The sequence below is a fragment of the Micromonospora sp. NPDC049102 genome, assembly GCF_043197485.1.
Classification (GTDB): domain Bacteria; phylum Actinomycetota; class Actinomycetes; order Mycobacteriales; family Micromonosporaceae; genus Micromonospora.
The window spans coordinates 72,867-91,604 of record NZ_JBICTE010000007.1 but is presented as its reverse complement, the minus strand read 5'-3'; the positions used below and the strand labels follow the sequence as shown (position 1 = coordinate 91,604).

Here is an 18,738-nt window from a genome sequence, read left to right as displayed (position 1 = left end):
CGGTCGGTTCGGGACAACGGTACGACCACCGGCGTCCCGAGCCCAGCAGAATACCGGGGGCGGGTCAGCTCACCCCGCAGACCTCCATGCCACCGGTCTGACCGTCCTGGCCCAGGCTGACCTGCTGCCGCTCCCGCTCGCCGCCGTCGAGGGTCACGTCGACTCCGACGGTCAGGTTGGTGGTGTCCACCTCGCCCACCCGGAACCCGGTGACCTGCGGCTCGGCGGCCGCCCGCCGTTCGAACTCGGGGCGGGACTCACGCCGCTGCGCGTCGTCGCAGAGCTGGTCGTACGCCTTGCCGTAGTTGTGCTCGACGAGCGCCTGGTAGTAGTCGCCGGTCACCGTACGGCCCTGCTCGCGTACCGCCTGCACGCCGCTCACGGCCAGGCCGACGACGGCCGTGCCTCCGCCGCCACAGCAGAGCAGCACGGCGAGGGCGCCGACGCCGAGGCCGATCCAGAGCCGGGTCCGCCGACCTTCGGTGGGCGGTGCGGCGAACGGCGGAGCCACACCGGGACCGGGCGGCGGGGCGGGTGCGGTCATAGGAGCAGGGTAGTGCCCGACGGCTCAGCGGTAAGGACCAGCGGCCCGATCACTCTCGGCGACCACCACGGCTCCCCCGGGCGCGGCGTTGGCCAGCGCCTCGTACGCGGACGGCTCGTCGACCGACTCGGCGAGCAGCGGCACCGCGCTCACCTTGACCTCGAAGGCGCCCAGCGCCCGCCGGTAGGTGCCGACCGACTCCCACTCGGTGACAAGTGACCAGTACCGGGGGTCGTCCAGGGCCCGGACCAGTTGACCGCGCAGGTAGCCGGGGCAGGCGGCGAGCGCGGTGAGGGCGGCGTGCGCCCGTTCGGTGAAGCCGTCGGCGGTATCGACGTCGACCACGAACCGGTTGGTCACCAGCACCGGGGGTTCCTCCTCGTAGAGTCTGTGGGATGCAGCGTACGCAGCGCCCCCTGCTGGCCCGTCTGGCCGGGGCGAACCCGACGTCGGTGTTCCTGCTCGCCCTGGTGGTGGTGCTGGTGGCGTTCTTCACGCCGGGGGCGGTCGGTGGGGTGCTGACGTTGGCCCTCGCCGCCGCCCTGATCGCCCTGTTGGCGACCACGTGGTCGGTTCAGGCGCCGCAGACCCGGCTGATCCGGCTGCTGATGCTGACGCTGCTGGTCACGGTGGGTCTGGCGAAGCTGCTCTGACATGCAAGCATGCGTTTTTGACAATCATTGTCGTTACCACCGACAGTTGGGGACATGACCAACCGCACCACGCCCCGCGTCCTGGCCGCCGCGACCGCCCTGCTCGCCCTGGGTGCCGTCGCCGGCTGCTCCACCGGTGGCCCGGCCGGCGCCGATCCCCAACGGGTAGACATGGTGGCCGCGTTCTACCCACTCCAGTTCCTCGCCGAGCGCGTCGGCGGTGACGACGTCCGCGTCACCAACCTGGCCAAGCCCGGCGCCGAGCCGCACGACCTGGAACTGAGCCCACGCCAGGTCGGCGACATCACCGAGGCCGAACTGATCGTCTACCTGAAGGGCTTCCAGCCCGCGGTGGACGAGGCGATCGCGCAGGACGACGACGCCCGCGTGTTCGACGTGGCAAGCGTGCAACCGCTCCTGGACGCGAGCGCCGGGGGCCACAACCACGAGGGCGAGGAGGAACAGGGCGAAGAGCGGCACGAGCACGCCAAGGACCCGCACGTCTGGCTCGACCCCACCCGGCTCGCCGCCATCGGCGACCAGCTCGCCCACCAGCTCGGCACGGTCGACCCGGGCCATGCCGCCGGGTACACCGCCCGCGCCGCGAGCCTGCGCGCCGACCTGACCGCCCTCGACGGCGAGTTCAGCAAGGGGCTGGCGACCTGCCAGCGGCGGGAGATCGTGACCAGCCACGCCGCCTTCGGCTACCTGGCCGACCGCAACCGCCTCCAACAGGTCGGCATCACCGGGCTGAGCCCCGACGTCGAGCCCTCGCCGCAGCGACTCGCCCAGGTCGTCGAGGAGGCCAAGGAGCACCGAGCCAGCACGATCTTCTTCGAGTCGCTGGTCAGCCCGAAGGTCGCCGAGACGATCGCCGGCCAGGTCGGCGCGAAGACCGCGGTGCTCGATCCGATCGAAGGACTCGCCCCTGGCAGCGACGCCGACTACTTTTCGGTGATGCGTACCAACCTGCAGACCCTGCGGACGGCGTTGAGCTGCTCGTGAGCACCCCCGTCATCACCGTCGAGCACGGCGCGGTCGGCTACGACGGCCGTCCCGTGCTCCGGGACATCTCACTCACCGTGACCGCCGGAGAGGTGGTCGCGGTGCTCGGCGCCAACGGCTCCGGAAAGTCCACGCTGATCCGCGCGATCCTCGGCCTGGTGCCGCTGGGCGCCGGCTCGATCACCCTCTTCGACCGGCCGTTGCGCCAGTTCCGCCAATGGCAGCGCATCGGGTACGTCCCGCAGCGCCTCGGCGCCGGCGGAGGCGTGCCCGCCACCGTCCGCGAGGTGGTGGCCTCCGGTCGACTGGCCCGCCGGGGCATCCTGCGCCCGCCCGGCGCGGCCGACCGGGTCGCCGTCGACGCGGCTCTGCACGCGGTCGGACTCGCCGACCGGGCCACCGATCCGGTGTCCACCCTCTCCGGCGGTCAGCAGCAGCGCACCCTGATCGCCCGCGCGCTGGCCGGCCAGCCGGAACTGCTGATCCTCGACGAGCCCACCGCCGGGGTGGACGCGGCCAGCCAGGAGGCGTTCGCCGGCGCGTTGCGCGACTTCGTCGCCGACGGCGGCACGGTCCTGCTGGTGGCCCACGAGCTGGGCCCGCTGCGACCGGTGATCAGTCGGGCGGTCGTCGTCCACCAGGGCGGCATCTGTCACGACGGCCCGGTTCCGGACCCGGCCGGCCACCACGCGGAGCCCGACCACGACCACGTGCACCCGCACGGTCCCGACGAGCCCGCCGGGCTGTGGAGCAACTGACAATGGAACTCTTCCAGTACCCCTACATGCAGCGTGCCCTGATCGGCGCGCTGGTGATCGGCCTCGCCGCGCCGGCGCTCGGCATCTACCTGGTGCAGCGGCGGCTCACGCTGATCGGCGACGGCATCGGACACGTGGCGTTGACCGGCGTCGGCGCAGGCCTGCTCCTGAACCGCTCGCCGGTGCTGGTGGCGGTGCTCGTCGCCACCGCCGGCGCGATCGCCATCGAGTTGGTCCGCGCTCGTGGACGTACCTCCGGCGACCTGGCCCTTGCCCTGCTCTTCTACGGCGGCATCGCCGGTGGCGTCCTGCTGGTCGGCCTCTCGGACGCCACGAGCGCCAACCTCAACGCCTACCTCTTCGGATCTCTGCTCTCCACGTCGATGGCCGACCTGGTCACCGTCGGAGTGCTCGGTGCGGCGATCCTGATCACCATGATCGCCCTGCGGCCGGCGCTCTTCGCGATCAGCCACGACGAGGAGTACGCCCGCGTCTCCGGCCTGCCGGTGCGCACCCTCAACCTGCTGATCGCGGTCACCACCGCGGTCACGGTGACCATCGCGATGCGGGCCGTCGGGGTGTTGCTGATCAGCGCGCTGATGGTGGTTCCGGTGGCCACCGCCCAGCAGGTCACCCGGGGCTTCCGCAGCACGATGACCGCCGCCATGGCGCTCGGATTCTTCGCCGCCGGCTCCGGCGTCTGGGTGGCCGCCAACGCCGACACCCCACCGGGGGCCTCGGTGGTGCTGCTGGCGATCGCCTCGTTCCTGGTGGTGGCCGTCGCCGGCGCGATCTGGCGTGGGCTGCGCCGCCGCGCCGCGCCAGCGCCCGTACCGGCCGTCGAGCCGCACGAGGTAGTCCTGGACTAGGGCGTGTCGTCAACGCCCTCGCTCGTCTGGACCCGCCGCAGGCCCGCCAGGGGCTTCGGCACACGCCTTCAGCCTGATCGGCGGATGTCGGTGGTATTGGTTACCGTTACAAGATGACCAGCGCAACAGGCTACGAGGGTTTCGACGGAGCCAGCGAACTGCTCCGAGCCCTGTCGGCGCCCATCCGGCTGGCCATCGTCAGCGAACTCGCCGACGGCGAACGATGTGTGCACGAGCTGGTCGAAAAGCTGGGCGCCGCCCAACCGCTGGTCTCCCAGCACCTGCGGGTCCTGCGCGGAGCGGGCGTGGTGCGCGGCTCCCGCCGGGGCCGGGAGATCGCCTACAGCCTGGTCGACGAGCACGTCGCGCACATCGTGGCGGACGCGGTCAGCCACGCGGGGGAGGGATCATGAGCGAGAGCGGCGCCGCGGTGCGCAACACCCGTCAGCGCTCGGCGGTGAGCGCGCTGCTGGGCGAGATGGAGGGCTTCCACAGCGCCCAGGATCTGCACGCGATGCTCCGGCAGCGCGGCGAGCGGGTCGGCCTGACCACCGTCTATCGCACCCTGCAGGGGCTGGCCGACGCGGGCGAGATCGACGTGATGCGCCCGCCGGGTGGAGAGCACCTCTACCGCCGGTGCAGCGAGGGGCACCACCACCATCTGGTCTGCCGGGCCTGCGGCCGTACGGTCGAGGTGGCCGGCCCGGCGGTGGAGAGCTGGGCCGACCGGGTCGCCGCCGAGCACGGCTACGCCGACGTCAGCCACACCGTGGAGATCTTCGGCACCTGCCCCGCGTGTGTGCGCTGACCAGCCGTGACGGATCTTCGGTTCACGCCGGTCCAGCCGACCGACAGTGCACTGGCACTGCTGGACTGGCAGCACATCCACAACTCGATCATCCCCACGGCTCCCCTGTCGGCCGACGAGATCGTCGCTCGCGCCCAGCGCAACATCCTCGAGGTCGCGTACGTCGACGGAACGGCGGTGGGCTGCTCCACCGTGCTTTCGGTGGACCTGCGGCCAGTCTGATCGGGGCCCGGCTGCGGCGCTCCGGCCGGGGACCTTCCCGGGCACCGATCGACGGGTGCCGGGCCGCTGTCGTTCGTGGCACGCTGTCCGGCGTGAAGATCTACGCCGATCGGTTTCCGACCGCCGTCCGCCAGTTGCTCACCGACCTGCTCGTCGTCGTCTGGGTGTACGTCGCGATCCGCGCCGCACTCTGGCTGCACGACCTGGTGCAGAAGCTCGCCGTACCCGGACAGAAGCTGGAGGGCGCCGGCGGCGGCCTCGCCGACAACCTCGCCGACGCCGGCGGCAAGGTTCGCCGGGTGCCGCTGGTCGGTGACGAACTGACCGCGCCCTTCCAGCGTGCCGCCGACGCCGCCCGAGGGCTCGCCGACGCCGGCCGGGAGCAGCAGCACCTGGTCGACCAGCTCGCCCTCGCCCTCACTGTCGCAGTGCTGATCTTTCCGCTCGGCCTGGTGCTCTTCGGTTGGCTGCCGCTGCGGCTGCGCTGGATGCGCCGGGCCGGATCGGCCGCGAAACTGGCCGCCGGGCCCGCAGGGCGGGACCTGCTCGCGCTCCGCGCGCTGGCCACCCAACCGCTGGGTCGGCTGACCCGGATCGCCCCCGACGTCGCCGAGGCTTGGCGACGCGGCGACGACGAGACAGTCGACGCCCTGGCCGCGCTGGAGCTACGCCAACTCGGCCTGCGCAACAAAGGCCGCTGAGCCCGACCGGCCCGGCCGGGCCCGTCTGCGGGCGCGCTGAGCGCGTGAGCGCATTGTGCGCGCGGCGGCCCGTGCTCCACGTGAGCCGCGCTCTGCTCGTGAGCGCGTGCTTCGTGCGTGAGCCCGTGTCCGCGTGTACCGCCGCAAGATCCGCACGGCGGAGGCGGGGTGGCTGACCGTGATCGACACCAGGTCGGCGATCTGGGGGTGTCCGGGCTGCTGGATGCCACCAGATCGGTGACCTGGTGTGGATCAACCGCCTGTCACCCCCGCCTGCCGCAGTCTGCCTGCGGATCCAGGCCGTTAAGGTCGTCGGGTGTTCTACTTCCTGATCGTCATCGCCGTACTGCTGCTCGGCTACGCCGCCGTTCTGGTCTCCTTCGTCCGCCGGGGCAAGAAGATCCCACCCGCCGCGTACCTCGCCCTGGCCGGGCTGAACGGTCTGATCCTGGCGGGAGTGCTGGCCTGGGCGGTAGCACGCTGACACGGCACGCCACAAGATCGTGCTCGATCCAGGGAGTAGTGGCCTCGCACTCCGACTGATGCCACCAGATCCAGGATCGAGCACGATCTTGCGCCGCGACCGGCGCGACCGGCGCGACCGGCGCGACCGGCGCGACCGGCGGGTTACGGCTTCGGCGGGATACGGCGCCGGACGTCCTCGGCCGTGGACGGGCCGGGCTGCCAGCGGGCCACCCAGGGCAACTCGTCGGACGGGGTGACCACGCCCTCTTCGACGCTCGCGTAGCGGCCGGTGAGGATCCGCTTGGCGGCGGCGGTGTCGACCGAGTCGGTGTTGTCCCAGAGGGCCGCGAACAGGGCATCCACCCGGACCCGGGCCTGTCGGCAGAACAGGTCGGCCAGCTCGACGTTCTCCGGGCGGGTGTTGCGCTCGGCGGTTGCCCGGACGCAGACGGCGGACATGGCGAACAGTTCCGCGCCGATGTCCACGATCCGCCCGAGGAACGCCTGCTTGCGCTCCATCTTTCCCTGCCAGCGGGACATCGCGTAGAACGTCGAGCGGGCCAGCTTGCGCGAGGAGCGTTCCACCTGGCGCAGGTGGCCGGCGAGGGGGCCGAACTCGGCGTACGCCGATGGGCTCTGGCCCTTGCCGACCGTGAGGGTCGGCAACCACCTCGCGTAGAACGCTCCCGCGCGGGCGCCGGCGCGGGCCTTGCGGCCGAGTCCCGCCTCCGGGTCGATGATGTCGCCGGCCACCGACAGGTGGGCGTCGACGGCCTCCCGGGCGATCAGCAGGTGCATGATCTCGGTGGAGCCCTCGAAGATCCGGTTGATGCGCAGGTCGCGGAGCACCTGCTCGACGGTGGCCGGGCGTTCACCGCGGGCGGCCAGCGAGTCGGCCGTCTCGTAGCCGCGCCCGCCCCGGATCTGGACCAACTCGTCGGCGATCTTCCAGGCCATCTCACTGGCGTAGAGCTTGACCAGCGCCGCCTCGATCCGGATGTCGTTGCGGTCGTCGTCGGCGAGCAGGCAGCACAGGTCGAGCATGGTCTCCATGCCGTACGTGGTGGCGGCGATGAAGGAGAGCTTATGGGCGACCGCCTCGTGCGCGCCCACCGGACGGCCCCACTGGACGCGGTCGGCGGCCCATCCCCGGGCGACGTTCAACGCCCACTTGCCGGCGCCGACGCACATGGCAGGCAGGGAGAGCCGGCCGGTGTTCAGCGTGGTGAGGGCGATCTTGAGTCCCTTGCCCTCGCCGCCGATGACGTTCTCGGCGGGCACGAACACGTCGTGGAAGCGGGTCAGACTGTTCTCCAGGCCGCGCAGGCCGACGAACTCGTTGCGCCGTTCCACGGTGATGCCGGCGCTGTCACCGTCCACCACGAACGCGGTGATGCCGCCGCGTCGCCCATCGGCGGCGGGTACCCGGGCCATCACCACCAGCAGGGTGGCCACGGTGCCGTTGGTGGCCCAGAGCTTCACGCCGTTGAGCCGGTAGCCGGTGCCGTCCTCGGTCGGTTCGGCGGTGGTGGCGAGCCGGGCCGGGTCGGAGCCGACGTCCGGCTCGGTGAGCAGGAACGCGGAGACCTCACCCGCGGCGAGTCGGGGCAGGAAACGCTGCTTCTGCTCGGCGGTGCCGAACATCTTGAGCGGTTGCGGCACGCCGATCGACTGGTGGGCCGAGAGCAGCGCGCCGATCGCCGGGCTGACCGAGCCGGCCAGCATGAGGGCACGGCAGTAGTGCAGGTTGCTCAGCCCCAGGCCGCCGTACTTCCGGTCGATCTTCATGCCGAACGCGCCGAGGTCCGCGAGCCCGTGGAAGACGGAGTCGGGGATGGAGGCGTCCCGCTCGATGGCCGCGCCGTCCACCTCGGAGGTGACGAAGGCGCGGAGCTGGCCGAGGAACTTCTCGGCACGGGCCGCGTCGTCCGGGTCGGAGCGCGGCCACGGGTCGATGAGGTCGAGCCGGAACCGGCCGAGGAACAGCTCCTTGCCGAAGCTGGGACGGTCCCAGGTGGACTCGCGGGCCGCCTCGGCGACCCTGCGGGCCTCCTTCTCGGAGACCTGACCGGCCTCGGCGGCCAGCGGGGCGGCGGTGCCAGCGGTGGGCGGGGCAGCGGCTCCGGCGGTGGTCGGCGCGGCGGTGCCGGCGGCGGCTTCGGGATCGGGGCCGTCCGGTGCCGGTCGGCCGTCCTGTGTCGTGGTCACGGCTGCCCCCTCGAAACTCGATGTGGCTGCGTCGACGTGCGCGACTAACGCCACGCTACCCCCGGTTGTTACCCAGGGGTAGCGTGGCGTGAACATCGAGGGAGATCAGCCCACGGTAAGCGTGTCCGGGTCGTCGTCCTCGTCGTCGATGTCGTCGTCACCCCAGTTGCGTCGAGCGAACGGCAGGATCACCCAGAAGACGAGGAACCAGAGGCCGGCCAGCGCGCTGAGCACGAAGGCGATCGGCCGGTCCAGCACGAAGTCGGTGATCAGCAGGACCGCGCTGACCATCGCGATGAGCATGAAGCCGAGGCCGCCGGTCGCCATGCGGTGCGCGAACCGCACCAGCTCCGGCTTGCGCCCCTGGCGGAACAGCGCCCGGTGGAACGCCACCGGCGAAATGATCATCGCGGTGGCGGCGGCAGCGGCGAGCAGGGCGACGATGTAGACGTCCCGCTGGAACTCGCTGGTCCGGGTGAACCCGTTGCTGAACGGCAGGGTGAGCAGGAAGGCGAAGAGGATCTGCACGCCGGTCTGGGCGACCCGCAACTCCTGGAGCAGGTCGGCGAAGTTGCGCTGCCAACGCTGCTTCTCGGTCTCCTTGGACACGCGCTACCTCCGGTCAGACGGTACTGCCGGCGGTCCCGGCCGCCGGCAGCAACGTCAATGCCCCACACGGCCGAGCGCGAAACTGGTTCACGACATGTCCCGGCCATCTGCCGGCCACCCCCGGACACCACGACGTCGATCGACCGGACCGGGTCAGGACCCGCGGCGAATCCGACCGACGTACCGGGCCTCCAGCGCGTTGTTGTGCGCGTCCCCGTCCGGGATGTTGGCCGACAGGTAGACCGGAGGCCGCTCCCCCGCCGCGAGTATCCGGGCGACCACCTCCACGGTGACCTGCTGGGCCAGGAGCGCGGCCGTGATCGAGGAGACCGCGCCGACCGCGCCGCCGCCCGGCAGCGGCAGCGTCGCGTCGCCGTACGGTGCGCCGTTGTCGAGCACCACGTCGGCGAAATCGGCCAACGTGCGTCCGGACGGGTGGCGGGAGGTCATCCGGCCGGAGTGCTGCGCGGAGGTGATCGCCACCAGCGGATGGCCCCGCTCCTTGACCAGCGTGGCGAACTCGACCATCGCGCCGTTGACCCCGGAGTTCGAGGCGAGCACGAAGACGTCGGCGGGCCGTACGGGGGCCAGCTCGTAGAGCCGGTGCGCCACCGCCGGGTCCCGCTCCAGCAGCGGCCCGAGCACGTCGGCCGGCTCGCCGCCGAGCAGCACCAGGTCCCGCAGGGCGATCCGGTTGGTGGGCACCAGCCCGCCCGCCCGACCGGCGATCTCCATGGCGAGGGCCTCCGAGTGCCCGGTACCGAAGGCGTGCACCACCCCGTCGGCGCGTACCGCGTCGGCGATCAGATCGGCGGCCCGGCCCACGGCCTCGGCCTGGCTGGCGGCGACCCGGGCCATCGTCTCGGTCACCACGGTCAGGTAGTCCTCGGCGCTCACCGTCATACGTCCTCCGTCCGTCTGTTGCGGGCGAACCACCGCGCCGCGAAGTCGACAGCCGCCCGCTGGCCCACCAACCTCGCCGTTCCGGCGCCCACCGGGCCGACGCGGACCACCGCCGTGTCGTCGAGGTCGCGGCCCAGCGCGCCGAAGTCACTTCCGTCGATCCGGACGTCCTGCCACCACACCCATTCGCGGCCACCGTCGGCGGTCCGCACCGCCGCGCCCAGTCGCTCACGCACGACGGCGGGTCGGCGGTACTCGGCCAGGTGCAGCGACGTGTTGACGCCGTGGTCGACCCCGAGCAGCAGCACGTCGGCGTCCAGGTCGTAGAGCCGGGCCAGCGGAGATCCCTCGCCGAGCATGTCGGCCAGGGTGTGCCCGGCGACCACCCGCTCGGCCGCCGGGCCGAGCGCGGCGAAGGACACCTGGGGGTGCCCGCTGCGCAGCGCCGACGGCCAGCAGCGGACCGTCTCGGCGAACACACCCATGTGCCGGCTCGGCGTGAGCACCGGGTCGAAGCCGGGCATCTCGGCGCGGATCAACGGCCACCAGTCCACCGGCACCGGTGGGTTCCGCCACTGCGCCGGGTCGCTGTTGTCAGGTGTGTGGGTGGGCACCACGATGGTGCCATCCGGACCGAGGGCGTCACGCAGGGCCAGCACCAGCGCCTGCGGCCCGCCACAGACGTAGCCCAGTGGGCGCATCCCGGCGTGCACCAGCACCGTCGATCCGGGGCGTACCCCCAGGAGGCGCAGCTCCGCGGCGATGGACCGGCGGGTGCCCGGCCCGCCCACGGGCGCGGTCACGGCGTTCCCCCGTCCCACGTTCCCCCGGCCCGGCACGGCTCAGGCCGTCCCGGCGACCCGCGCCAGGACCGCCTCGGCCAGCGCGGCGGGCGCGGCGTCCGGGATCCAGTGGCTCACCCCGGCCAGGGGTACGAAGAGGTAGTCGCCGGTCACGTTCGCGGCGCACGCCTCGGCGGCGGCCCGGCCGATCGCGACGTCCCGGTCACTCCACACGTACGTGGTCGGTACGGCGACCGGGCCGACGGCGGCCAGGTCGGCACGGGACATGGCCCGGTACCAGTTCAGGGCGGCGGTCAGTGCGCCCGGCTCGCGCATCGGGTCGGCGTAGCGGTCGACGCGGGAGGCGTCGCCGACCCCGCCCAGCAGCTTGCGCAGCGCCGTCGCGTGCCACGCCAACAGCACCTTCTCGGCCTTGCCGGGTTTGCGGAACAGCGCGATGTACGACGAGCGGGCCTTCTGCTGGCCGTCGGTGGCGAGCGCGTGCGCCATGGCCGCCGGATGGGGCACCGACACCGCGGTCAACGTACGGACGCGCCGGGGGTGCGCGGCGGCCACCGCCCAGGCCACTATCGCGCCCCAGTCGTGGCCGACCAGGTGCACGGCGTCCAGACCGAGCGCGTCGAGCACCGCGACCGCGTCGGCGACCAGTTCGGGGATGCGGTACCCCGCCACCTCGGCGGGCCGGGCACCCGGCGAGTAGCCCCGCTGGTCCAGCGCGTACGTGCGCAGGCCGGCGGCGTGCAGGGGCGGCACGACCTCGTCCCACTCGCCGCTGTGCTGCGGAAAACCGTGCAGGAGCAGGACGGGGGCGCCGTCGGACGGGCCGCCGGTGCGTACCTCGAACGTCAGACCCCGCGCGTCGACCTGCATGATCGTCAGCCTACCCAGCCGTCGTCGTGCCGGCCCGGATGCGCGCACGTCACGACGCCCTGCTGGGCTGTTACCCCTGGTCGGTGCTAGCGTCAGCGAGACAACTTCACATCCGACAGGGGAGCGCACAGCGCTGAGAGTGCGGGCACGCCCGCAGACCCTCGAACCTGATCTGGGTAATGCCAGCGCAGGGAGTTCGGTCGACCTCCAGCCGCGCCGTGAGTCCGGTGCCACCGGACGCGCGGCGTGCGTCTTCTCCTGGTTCGTTTCACTGAACTGGGAGCACAGCATGGACAACACCACCCACCGCTGGCGCACGATCGACATCGTGGTCGCCTCGGTGATCGCGGTTGCCTTCGGCGTCATCTTCTGGGCCTGGGGCCTGGTCTGGAGCGCCACCGAGGGCGCGTTCGCCTTCTTCCCACCGGCGCAGACGCTGATCTACGGCGTGTGGCTGCTGCCGGCAGTGGTCGGCGGGCTGGTCATCCGCAAGCCCGGCGCCGCGCTCTACTGCGAGACGGTGGCCGCGGTCGTCTCCGCGCTGCTGGGCAGCCAGTGGGCCGGCACGGTGATCCCGCAGGGCATCGTGCAGGGTATCGGGGCCGAGCTGGCGTTCGCCGCGTTCCGCTACCGGTCGTACCGGCTGCCGACCGCCGTGCTGGCCGGCGCGCTGACGGGCCTCAGCGCGGCCCTGTTCGACTTCTTCGTCTGGAACGCGGACTACGCGCTGGGCGACTACCGCATCCCGTACGCGCTGCTCACCATCGTCAGCGCCACGATCATCGCGGGTGTCGGCGGCTGGCTGCTCACCCGCGCCCTGGCCAACACCGGCGCCCTGGACCGCCTCCCCTCCGGCCGAACCCGCGCGCTGATCTAGACCTGCGCGCACCCCGTGATCAAGAGGTTCGCGTCATCGGCAGGCGGAATTCCGACGCGAACCTCTTGATCACCGGCGAGGACATGGATGAGGGAGGGATCGTGGGCGTACTGCTGCGGGGTTTCGGGTGGCGGCACGCCGGGCGGCGGGCCTGGGCCGTGCGCGGGGTGGATCTCCGGGTGGAGGACGGCGAGCGGGTCCTGCTGCTCGGGCCCTCGGGAGCCGGCAAGAGCACCCTGCTCAGCGCGCTGGCCGGGCTGCTGGCGGAGGACTCCGGTGAGCAGGAGGGCACCGTCGAGATCGACGGGCTCGACCCCCGCAAGGGCCGGGAACGGGTCGGCATCGTCTTCCAGGACCCGCAGACCCAGCTGGTGATGGCACGCAGCGGCGACGACGTCGCGTTCGGGTTGGAGAACCGGGGCGTACCGACCGACGAGATCTGGCCACGGGTCGACGAGGCGCTACGGCGGGTCGGCTTCCCGTACCCCCGGGACCGCGGCACCGCCGCCCTCTCCGGCGGCGAGCAGCAGCGTCTCGCCCTGGCGGGCGCGCTGGCGCTGCGGCCCGGCCTGCTGCTGCTCGACGAGCCCACCGCCAACCTCGACCCGGACGGGGCTGCCCTGGTCCGGGGTGCCGTAGCGGGCGCACTGGACGCCGACACCACCCTGATCCTGGTCGAACACCGGGTCGCCGAGGCGTTGCCCCTGGTCGACCGGGTGGTCGTCCTGGAGCCCGGCGGTGGGGTCCGCGCCGACGGCACGCCCGACGTGGTCTTCGCCGCGCACGGCGACACCCTCGCCGCCGAGGGGGTCTGGGTGCCCGGCCATCCCGTCGCGCCGCGCCGGGCCACCGCCGCGGCCGGCGACGTGTTGCTCACCGCCGACCGGCTCGGCCTGCCGCCCCGGCTGGGCTCCACCGATCTGACGGTACGCGCCGGAGAGGCCCTCGCCGTGCGCGGACCGAACGGCGCCGGCAAGTCCACCCTGGCGCTGCTGCTCGGCGGGCTGCTCAAACCGGGCACGGGCCGGGTCACCGCCTCGGCCGAGCTGGCCGGCGCCCACCACCGCACTCCCCCGCACCGCTGGCGCGCGCCCGCGCTGGCCCGACGGATCGGGTCGGTCTTCCAGGAACCGGAGCACCAGTTCGTCACCGGCACCGTCTTCGACGAGCTGGCGCTCGGCCCACGCCGGACGGGCCAACCCGAGGCGGCGGTCAAGGAGACGGCGGCCGGACTGCTGGAGCGGCTACGGCTGACCAGGCTCGCGGCGGCCAACCCGTACACCCTCTCCGGCGGCGAGGCGCGACGCCTCAGCGTGGCGACGGCCCTGGCCACCGCGCCCCGCCTGCTGATCTGCGACGAGCCCACCTTCGGCCAGGACCGGCGGACGTGGGGCGAGCTGGTCGACCTCTTCGCCGACCTGCGCGACGCCGGGCACGGCGTCGTCAGCGTCACCCACGACGTGGACTTCGTCGCCGCGCTCGCCGACCGCACCGTCACCCTGGAGCGGTCGTGACCGTGCCGGCGCGTCGCGACCGACGCCTCGACGCCGGACGGGAGGTTCACCGATGATCAGCATCGAACCGGTCGCCCGGCCCGGGGCGCCGCTGGCCCGGCGCAACCCGGTGGCGAAGCTCGCCGCCGCACTGCTCTTCTCGTTCACCCTGCTGGCCACGCTCGACCCGCTGGCGCCCGCGATCGCCATCGCCGTCGAACTCGCGGTCCTGCCGCTGTTCGGCCTCCGCTACCGGGTGCTGGCCCGGCGTGCCCTGCCGCTGCTGCTCAGCGCCGTCGGCATCCTGGTCACCCTGGTGCTCTTCGCCGCCGACCAGTCCGGTCGCGTCCTGCTGGACGCCGGCCCGGTGCTGGTGAGCACCGGCGTGCTGCTCACCGCGCTCGGCCTGGTGCTGCGGATCTTCGCGGTGGCCCTGCCCGGCGTGATCGTCTTCGCCACCACCGACCCGACCGACCTGGCGGACGCGTTGATCCAGAACGCGAAGGCGCCGGCGCGGTTCGCCGTCGGAGCGCTGGCCGCGTTCCGGCTGGTACCGCTGCTGGGCCAGGAATGGCAGATGATCAGCATGGCCCGCCGGGCACGGGGCGTGGACGCCGGACGCAACCCTGTGGCGAAGCTGCGGCTGTTCGCGTCCACGGCGTTCGCGCTGCTGGTCGGCGCGATCCGCCGAGGTACCCGGCTGGCCGTCGCGATGGACGCCCGCGGGTTCGACGCCGACACACCCCGTACCGTCGCGCGCCGCCAGCACTTCGGTCTCGCCGACACACTGCTCGTCGTCGGCGCGTTCACGCTGGCCGGCGCGGCGCTGACGACAAGTATCCTGGCCGGCACCTTCCGTCCCCTGCTCGGCTGACGCCGCCCGCACCCGACCGCCGTGCGCCCGCCCCGCGCCGGCGGCAGGATCCGCGCAACGTCAGGGATGTAGTGGCCTCGCCAGCGTGGGAAGCCACTACATCCCTGACGTTGCTGTCGCGGAGTCGTGCGCCGGCGCGGGCGCACGGCTCGGTCAGCTACGCCGGAAGGCGTAGCGGCGGGTCTGCCCCGCCGCCTGGCTACGGCCGCCGGCCGACCGGTTGCCCCCGCCCGTGGGCGGCCCGGCCGTCGGTGCCGACGGTCGACTGACCGGCGTGGGCAGATCCTCCACCGCAGGCGCGTCGACAGCCGCCGGCACGTCGACGGGCAGCGCCGCGTCGGCCGGGACCGCTCCGGGCCGGAGCGGCTCGGCGGCCGCCGCCGGGTCGACCAGAGCCGCCGGCAGCGTCGGCGCCGCCGGTTCGACCAGGGCCGCTGGCAGGGCCGGTTCGACCGCGACATCGGGGCTGGCCGGCAGGATCGTGCCGCGACCAGTCGCCGGGCCGTGGTCGGCCGCCGGAACTTGTCCGGGCGGGGACATCTTGGGGGTACGGGACTTCTTCGGGTTACGCCTGGCGGGCATCCGGGCCTCCTTCGGTGCCGACCGTCCCGGCCGTTCCCGCGCTCCGGCGGTCGGTCGAATCGGCTGGTGACCGTCGCGCGCGACGGTCGGATGGGAAGGGACTGCTCACCGGGGATCAGGAAGGCTCGACGCCGCCGAACGGCGGGTAGGGAGACGTGCGACGCCCGGGAGCGCACGGACCGCGACGCGGGGCGGCGGACCGGCTCGGAAATGGGGCGTCAGTTACGCATGCCGGAACCTTAACCATCACACGAGGAGACGCGCACCCTGTTTACTGGCACGATCGGCGCATGCTGATCGCGTTCTCGATCACCCCGCTCGGGGGCGGCGACTCCGTGGGCGACCTCGTGGCCGAGGCGGTACGGGTGGTCCGCGAGTCCGGGCTGCCGAACCGGACCGATGCCATGTTCACCACCGTCGAGGGCGAGTGGGACGAGGTGATGGCGGTGGTGAAGCGGGCGGTCGACGTGGTGGCCGCGCAGGCGCCCCGGGTGAGCGTCGTCCTCAAGGCAGACGTCCGGCCCGGTGTCACCGACGCGCTCACCGCGAAGGTGGCGCGTGTGGAGGAACGACTCGCCCAGCGCTGAGCGACGGGTGGACGGACGGGCCGCGACCAGGCGGTGACCCGCCGTGGGACGACCTGCCCGCGATGCCGTGTGCCGCGATACGGTCGCAGGGACAGTTCGACGGCGAGAGGTGGCGGCACGAATGGCTCAGCAGGCGACAGCGCAGATCGGCGTGACCGGGCTGGCGGTGATGGGCCGCAACCTGGCCCGCAACCTGGCCCGTAACGGCTTCACCGTGGCGGTGCACAACCGGTCCCCGGAACGCACCCGCAGCCTTGTCGCCGAGCACGGTGACGAGGGCACCTTCGTGCCCGGTGAGTCGATGGCCGACTTCGTGGCGTCGCTGGAACGGCCCCGCGCGGTGATCGTGATGGTCAAGGCGGGTGCGCCCACCGACGCGGTCATCGACGAGCTGGTGCCTCTGCTGGACGAGGGCGACATCATCGTCGACTGCGGCAACGCCCACTTCGCCGACACCCGCCGCCGCGAGGAGTCGCTGCGTGCGCAGGGGCTGCACTTCAGCGGCACCGGCGTCTCCGGCGGCGAGGAGGGCGCGCTGCTGGGGCCGAGCATCATGCCGGGCGGTTCCACCGAGTCGTACGCGAAGCTCGGGCCGATGTTCGAGAAGATCGCCGCCCAGGTGGACGGTGTGCCGTGTTGCACGCACGTCGGGCCGGACGGCGCCGGGCACTTCGTCAAGATGGTGCACAACGGCATCGAGTACGCCGACATGCAGCTCATCGCCGAGGCGTACGACCTGCTGCGGGCCGGTCTGGACGCGACGCCGGCGGAGATCGCCGAGATCTTCCGCGACTGGAACAACGGCGAGCTGGAGTCGTTCCTCATCGAGATCACCGCCGACGTGTTGGCGCACACCGACGCGGCGACCGGCCGCGCGTTCGTCGACATCGTGCAGGACCGGGCCGAGCAGAAGGGCACCGGCCGGTGGACCGTGCAGAGCGCCCTCGACCTGGGCATTCCGATCACCGGGATCGCCGAGGCGACGTTCGCGCGCTCGCTGTCCGGGCACGTCGACCAGCGCGAGGCGGCCCGCCGGGCCTTCCCGGACGCCGGTGACAAGTGGCAGGTGGCCGACCGGGACGCGTTCGTCGAGGACGTCCGCCGGGCGCTGCTCGCTTCCAAGATCGTCGCGTACGCCCAGGGCTTCGACCACATCAGGGCCGGCAGCAGGGAGTACGACTGGGACATCGACCTGGGCGGCACGGCGACCATCTGGCGGGGTGGCTGCATCATCCGGGCGCGCTTCCTGAACCGCATCCGCGAGGCGTACGACGAGCAGCCCGACCTGCCGACGCTGCTGGTCGCGCCGTACTTCGCCGAGGCGGTCAGCGCCGGCGTGCCGAGCTGGCGGCGGGTGGTGGCCGACGCGGCGCAGGCGGGTGTGCCGACGCCGGCGTTCTCGTCGTCGCTGGCGTACTTCGACGCGCTGCGCGCCGAGCGGCTGCCCGCCGCGCTGATCCAGGGCCTACGGGACAACTTCGGCGCGCACACCTACCAGCGCGTGGACCGCGAGGGCTCGTTCCACACCACCTGGGCCGGCGACAAGACGGAGTCCCCGGCGTAAGGCACGACGCGCGACATGATCGTGCTCGATCCACGATGTAGTGGCCTCCCGTGTCAGGGAGGCCACTACATCCATGTTCGGGCGCGATCCTCTCGTGGACGCGGCTGCGCTCAGGCGACGGTGGCGTGCATCTCCCACACGAGGATCTCCGCAGGCTCGTCGGCGGTGACCCGTCGGCCGCCGGTCATGGTGAGCCGCGCCGCGTCTCCGGTGCCGAGTGGACCGCTGCCTTCCAGGGTGACCGTGCCGTCGGGCACGTACAGGTGCACGAAGGGCGCGTCCGGGATGGTGACCTCGTCGCCGGGGCGGAGGCGGGCGGCGTGCAGCGTCGCGTGCCGGTTGCGAATCCGGATCGCGGACGCTCCGTCGTAACGGTCCATTCCCGACGCGATCGGCACCAGGCCGCCGCGCAGCAACTCGTCCTCGATCTCCAGCTGCTCGTAGCCGGGGTCCACACCCTGCTCGTCCGGGAGCACCCACATCTGCACGAAGTGCACGGGGTCGCTGTGCGGCTGTTGGTTGTCGAGGAGCCGCCACGCGTCGTTCTTCTCCGAGTGCAGGATGCCGGTGCCGGCGCTCATCCGCTGCGCCAGGCCCGGGTAGATGACCCCGGAGTGGCCGGTGGAGTCCTGGTGCACGAGCGAGCCGCGCAGCACCCAGGTCACGATCTCCATGTCCTGGTGCGGGTGGGTCTCGAAGCCGGCGCCCGGCCGGACCACGTCGTCGTTGTTGACCAGCAGCAGGCCGTGATGGGTGTTGGCCGGGTCGTAGTGCCGGGAGAACGAGAAGGAGTGCTTGGAATCCAGCCAGGAGATCCGGGTGGCGAAGCGGTCGTCGGCACGGCATACGTCGACGGCCGGGGCGGCTGCGGTCACCAGGCACGCTGCCCGGCGTCGGGAGTCGAGGGCGCCCAGGTCAGGGCCGGCTCTCCGGTGGCCAGCTCGGCGATCTCACCGGTCCGCAGCGCGGGCGTGTGACCGAACTCGGCACAGTGCTGCTCGGCGATCTCGGCGCAGATCTCGGCAACCTGCTCACAGATCGGGTCGCCCAGGTCGGCCGCGTTCAACGCCATGATCATTTTGTACCGGAGATCCCGCACACCCAACCACCCCCACCCACAGGTCCCGCTCCCTCCCGAACCCTACCGACCCCCACCACCCCAAACCCCAGAACAACCAACCCCACCCACCCCACCCCGGCCCCCGTCCCGCCCATACCCGCCGATCTTGCACTTACAGTGGTCGATTGGTCCGCTTCAATGGCTTTTGTCGCCACGGAAAGTGCAAGATCGGCGGCATTGTCGCGTGGGGGGTGGGGGGCACGGGGGGAGGCGCCGCTCTGCA

Annotated in this window: 24 protein-coding genes and 1 riboswitch; of the genes, 14 read left to right on the top strand and 10 right to left on the bottom strand. The window is 72.4% G+C overall.

Annotated elements, in window-relative coordinates:
• Positions 1 to 64: 64 nt before the first annotated feature.
• Positions 65 to 544 carry a hypothetical protein gene (locus ACGFH9_RS10285; RefSeq protein ID WP_393217252.1) on the bottom strand — a complete coding sequence of 160 codons (480 nt, stop codon included), beginning with the start codon at positions 542 to 544 and terminating at the stop codon, positions 65 to 67.
• A 24-nt stretch (positions 545 to 568) separates the two neighbouring features.
• Positions 569 to 910 carry an antibiotic biosynthesis monooxygenase gene (locus ACGFH9_RS10280; protein WP_355244213.1) on the bottom strand — a complete coding sequence of 114 codons (342 nt, stop codon included), beginning with the start codon at positions 908 to 910 and terminating at the stop codon, positions 569 to 571.
• 29 nt (positions 911 to 939) lie between these two features.
• Between ACGFH9_RS10280 and ACGFH9_RS10275 the strand changes: the two genes are divergently transcribed.
• The 9 genes from ACGFH9_RS10275 (at position 940) to ACGFH9_RS10235 (ending at position 6,044) form a co-directional block, all read left to right on the top strand.
• Positions 940 to 1,197, top strand: coding sequence for a hypothetical protein (locus ACGFH9_RS10275; protein ID WP_355244210.1), 258 nt, complete (start codon positions 940 to 942; stop codon positions 1,195 to 1,197).
• 54 nt (positions 1,198 to 1,251) lie between these two features.
• Positions 1,252 to 2,202 (top strand): metal ABC transporter substrate-binding protein, encoded by a 951-nt coding sequence (locus ACGFH9_RS10270; protein WP_393217251.1) that lies wholly within the window; start codon positions 1,252 to 1,254, stop codon positions 2,200 to 2,202.
• On the top strand, positions 2,199 to 2,960 hold the full coding sequence (locus ACGFH9_RS10265) for a metal ABC transporter ATP-binding protein (protein WP_393217250.1): 762 nt from the start codon (positions 2,199 to 2,201) through the stop codon (positions 2,958 to 2,960). The genes ACGFH9_RS10270 and ACGFH9_RS10265 overlap by 4 nt, the downstream gene beginning before the upstream one ends.
• A gap of 2 nt (positions 2,961 to 2,962) precedes the next feature.
• Entirely contained in the window at positions 2,963 to 3,829 is an 867-nt protein-coding gene (locus tag ACGFH9_RS10260; RefSeq protein ID WP_393217356.1) for a metal ABC transporter permease, read from the top strand.
• Positions 3,830 to 3,942: 113 nt separating this feature from the next.
• Positions 3,943 to 4,242 carry a metalloregulator ArsR/SmtB family transcription factor gene (locus ACGFH9_RS10255; RefSeq protein ID WP_282257156.1) on the top strand — a complete coding sequence of 100 codons (300 nt, stop codon included), beginning with the start codon at positions 3,943 to 3,945 and terminating at the stop codon, positions 4,240 to 4,242.
• A complete protein-coding gene (locus ACGFH9_RS10250) occupies positions 4,239 to 4,637 on the top strand; it encodes a Fur family transcriptional regulator (protein WP_393217249.1) in 399 nt (132 codons plus the stop codon). Before ACGFH9_RS10255 ends, ACGFH9_RS10250 begins: the two co-directional genes overlap by 4 nt.
• 6 nt (positions 4,638 to 4,643) lie before the next feature.
• Positions 4,644 to 4,859, top strand: a complete 216-nt coding sequence (locus ACGFH9_RS10245; RefSeq protein ID WP_393217248.1) for a hypothetical protein — start codon at positions 4,644 to 4,646, stop codon at positions 4,857 to 4,859.
• Between the two features lie 92 nt (positions 4,860 to 4,951).
• On the top strand, positions 4,952 to 5,560 hold the full coding sequence (locus ACGFH9_RS10240; RefSeq protein WP_393217247.1) for a hypothetical protein: 609 nt from the start codon (positions 4,952 to 4,954) through the stop codon (positions 5,558 to 5,560).
• Between the two features lie 316 nt (positions 5,561 to 5,876).
• Positions 5,877 to 6,044 (top strand): hypothetical protein, encoded by a 168-nt coding sequence (locus tag ACGFH9_RS10235; RefSeq protein ID WP_355051277.1) that lies wholly within the window; start codon positions 5,877 to 5,879, stop codon positions 6,042 to 6,044.
• Between the two features lie 143 nt (positions 6,045 to 6,187).
• Here the strand turns inward: ACGFH9_RS10235 and ACGFH9_RS10230 are convergent, their stop codons facing one another.
• From ACGFH9_RS10230 to ACGFH9_RS10210, 5 genes are all read right to left on the bottom strand, one after another.
• Positions 6,188 to 8,233, bottom strand: coding sequence for an acyl-CoA dehydrogenase family protein (locus tag ACGFH9_RS10230; RefSeq protein WP_393217246.1), 2,046 nt, complete (start codon positions 8,231 to 8,233; stop codon positions 6,188 to 6,190).
• Positions 8,234 to 8,338: 105 nt separating this feature from the next.
• Positions 8,339 to 8,842 carry a DUF6328 family protein gene (locus ACGFH9_RS10225; RefSeq protein ID WP_355051276.1) on the bottom strand — a complete coding sequence of 168 codons (504 nt, stop codon included), beginning with the start codon at positions 8,840 to 8,842 and terminating at the stop codon, positions 8,339 to 8,341.
• A gap of 153 nt (positions 8,843 to 8,995) precedes the next feature.
• A complete protein-coding gene (locus ACGFH9_RS10220) occupies positions 8,996 to 9,745 on the bottom strand; it encodes a sugar isomerase domain-containing protein (RefSeq protein WP_393217245.1) in 750 nt (249 codons plus the stop codon).
• Positions 9,742 to 10,548, bottom strand: a complete 807-nt coding sequence (locus ACGFH9_RS10215; protein WP_393217244.1) for an aminoglycoside N(3)-acetyltransferase — start codon at positions 10,546 to 10,548, stop codon at positions 9,742 to 9,744. Before ACGFH9_RS10215 ends, ACGFH9_RS10220 begins: the two co-directional genes overlap by 4 nt.
• A gap of 39 nt (positions 10,549 to 10,587) precedes the next feature.
• Positions 10,588 to 11,418 (bottom strand): alpha/beta fold hydrolase, encoded by an 831-nt coding sequence (locus ACGFH9_RS10210; protein ID WP_393217243.1) that lies wholly within the window; start codon positions 11,416 to 11,418, stop codon positions 10,588 to 10,590.
• A gap of 107 nt (positions 11,419 to 11,525) precedes the next feature.
• Positions 11,526 to 11,630: riboswitch (TPP riboswitch) on the top strand.
• Positions 11,631 to 11,707: 77 nt separating this feature from the next.
• Here ACGFH9_RS10210 and ACGFH9_RS10205 point away from each other — a divergent pair.
• From ACGFH9_RS10205 to ACGFH9_RS10195, 3 genes are all read left to right on the top strand, one after another.
• Positions 11,708 to 12,295 carry an ECF transporter S component gene (locus ACGFH9_RS10205; RefSeq protein WP_393217242.1) on the top strand — a complete coding sequence of 196 codons (588 nt, stop codon included), beginning with the start codon at positions 11,708 to 11,710 and terminating at the stop codon, positions 12,293 to 12,295.
• A gap of 98 nt (positions 12,296 to 12,393) precedes the next feature.
• On the top strand, positions 12,394 to 13,809 hold the full coding sequence (locus ACGFH9_RS10200) for an ABC transporter ATP-binding protein (protein WP_393217355.1): 1,416 nt from the start codon (positions 12,394 to 12,396) through the stop codon (positions 13,807 to 13,809).
• A 52-nt stretch (positions 13,810 to 13,861) separates the two neighbouring features.
• Positions 13,862 to 14,662 carry an energy-coupling factor transporter transmembrane component T family protein gene (locus tag ACGFH9_RS10195; RefSeq protein WP_393217241.1) on the top strand — a complete coding sequence of 267 codons (801 nt, stop codon included), beginning with the start codon at positions 13,862 to 13,864 and terminating at the stop codon, positions 14,660 to 14,662.
• Between the two features lie 153 nt (positions 14,663 to 14,815).
• Here ACGFH9_RS10195 and ACGFH9_RS10190 read toward each other — a convergent pair whose 3' ends face one another.
• Positions 14,816 to 15,244: a hypothetical protein gene (locus tag ACGFH9_RS10190; RefSeq protein WP_393217240.1), complete on the bottom strand. Its 429-nt coding sequence runs from the start codon at positions 15,242 to 15,244 to the stop codon at positions 14,816 to 14,818.
• A gap of 290 nt (positions 15,245 to 15,534) precedes the next feature.
• Here ACGFH9_RS10190 and ACGFH9_RS10185 point away from each other — a divergent pair, with 290 nt between their 5' ends.
• Entirely contained in the window at positions 15,535 to 15,831 is a 297-nt protein-coding gene (locus tag ACGFH9_RS10185; RefSeq protein WP_355244165.1) for an MTH1187 family thiamine-binding protein, read from the top strand.
• A 121-nt stretch (positions 15,832 to 15,952) separates the two neighbouring features.
• Positions 15,953 to 17,395 carry an NADP-dependent phosphogluconate dehydrogenase gene (gene gndA, locus ACGFH9_RS10180; RefSeq protein ID WP_393217239.1) on the top strand — a complete coding sequence of 481 codons (1,443 nt, stop codon included), beginning with the start codon at positions 15,953 to 15,955 and terminating at the stop codon, positions 17,393 to 17,395.
• 110 nt (positions 17,396 to 17,505) lie between these two features.
• Here the strand turns inward: gndA and ACGFH9_RS10175 are convergent, their stop codons facing one another.
• Positions 17,506 to 18,270 (bottom strand): pirin family protein, encoded by a 765-nt coding sequence (locus ACGFH9_RS10175; protein ID WP_393217238.1) that lies wholly within the window; start codon positions 18,268 to 18,270, stop codon positions 17,506 to 17,508.
• Entirely contained in the window at positions 18,267 to 18,467 is a 201-nt protein-coding gene (locus tag ACGFH9_RS10170) for a thioredoxin reductase (RefSeq protein WP_355244157.1), read from the bottom strand. The genes ACGFH9_RS10175 and ACGFH9_RS10170 overlap by 4 nt, the downstream gene beginning before the upstream one ends.
• Positions 18,468 to 18,738: the final 271 nt, after the last annotated feature.

Coding starts and splice junctions, on each gene's coding strand:
- ACGFH9_RS10275 (WP_355244210.1), top strand. CDS start 940: ATGCAGCGTACGCAGCGCCCCCTGCTGGCCCGTCTGGCCGGGGCGAAC.
- ACGFH9_RS10210 (WP_393217243.1), bottom strand. CDS start 11,418: ATGCAGGTCGACGCGCGGGGTCTGACGTTCGAGGTACGCACCGGCGGC.
- ACGFH9_RS10260 (WP_393217356.1), top strand. CDS start 2,963: ATGGAACTCTTCCAGTACCCCTACATGCAGCGTGCCCTGATCGGCGCG.
- ACGFH9_RS10195 (WP_393217241.1), top strand. CDS start 13,862: ATGATCAGCATCGAACCGGTCGCCCGGCCCGGGGCGCCGCTGGCCCGG.
- ACGFH9_RS10250 (WP_393217249.1), top strand. CDS start 4,239: ATGAGCGAGAGCGGCGCCGCGGTGCGCAACACCCGTCAGCGCTCGGCG.
- ACGFH9_RS10285 (WP_393217252.1), bottom strand. CDS start 544: ATGACCGCACCCGCCCCGCCGCCCGGTCCCGGTGTGGCTCCGCCGTTC.
- ACGFH9_RS10185 (WP_355244165.1), top strand. CDS start 15,535: ATGCTGATCGCGTTCTCGATCACCCCGCTCGGGGGCGGCGACTCCGTG.
- ACGFH9_RS10190 (WP_393217240.1), bottom strand. CDS start 15,244: ATGCCCGCCAGGCGTAACCCGAAGAAGTCCCGTACCCCCAAGATGTCC.
- ACGFH9_RS10270 (WP_393217251.1), top strand. CDS start 1,252: ATGACCAACCGCACCACGCCCCGCGTCCTGGCCGCCGCGACCGCCCTG.
- ACGFH9_RS10170 (WP_355244157.1), bottom strand. CDS start 18,467: ATGGCGTTGAACGCGGCCGACCTGGGCGACCCGATCTGTGAGCAGGTT.
- gndA (WP_393217239.1), top strand. CDS start 15,953: ATGGCTCAGCAGGCGACAGCGCAGATCGGCGTGACCGGGCTGGCGGTG.
- ACGFH9_RS10205 (WP_393217242.1), top strand. CDS start 11,708: ATGGACAACACCACCCACCGCTGGCGCACGATCGACATCGTGGTCGCC.
- ACGFH9_RS10220 (WP_393217245.1), bottom strand. CDS start 9,745: ATGACGGTGAGCGCCGAGGACTACCTGACCGTGGTGACCGAGACGATG.
- ACGFH9_RS10255 (WP_282257156.1), top strand. CDS start 3,943: ATGACCAGCGCAACAGGCTACGAGGGTTTCGACGGAGCCAGCGAACTG.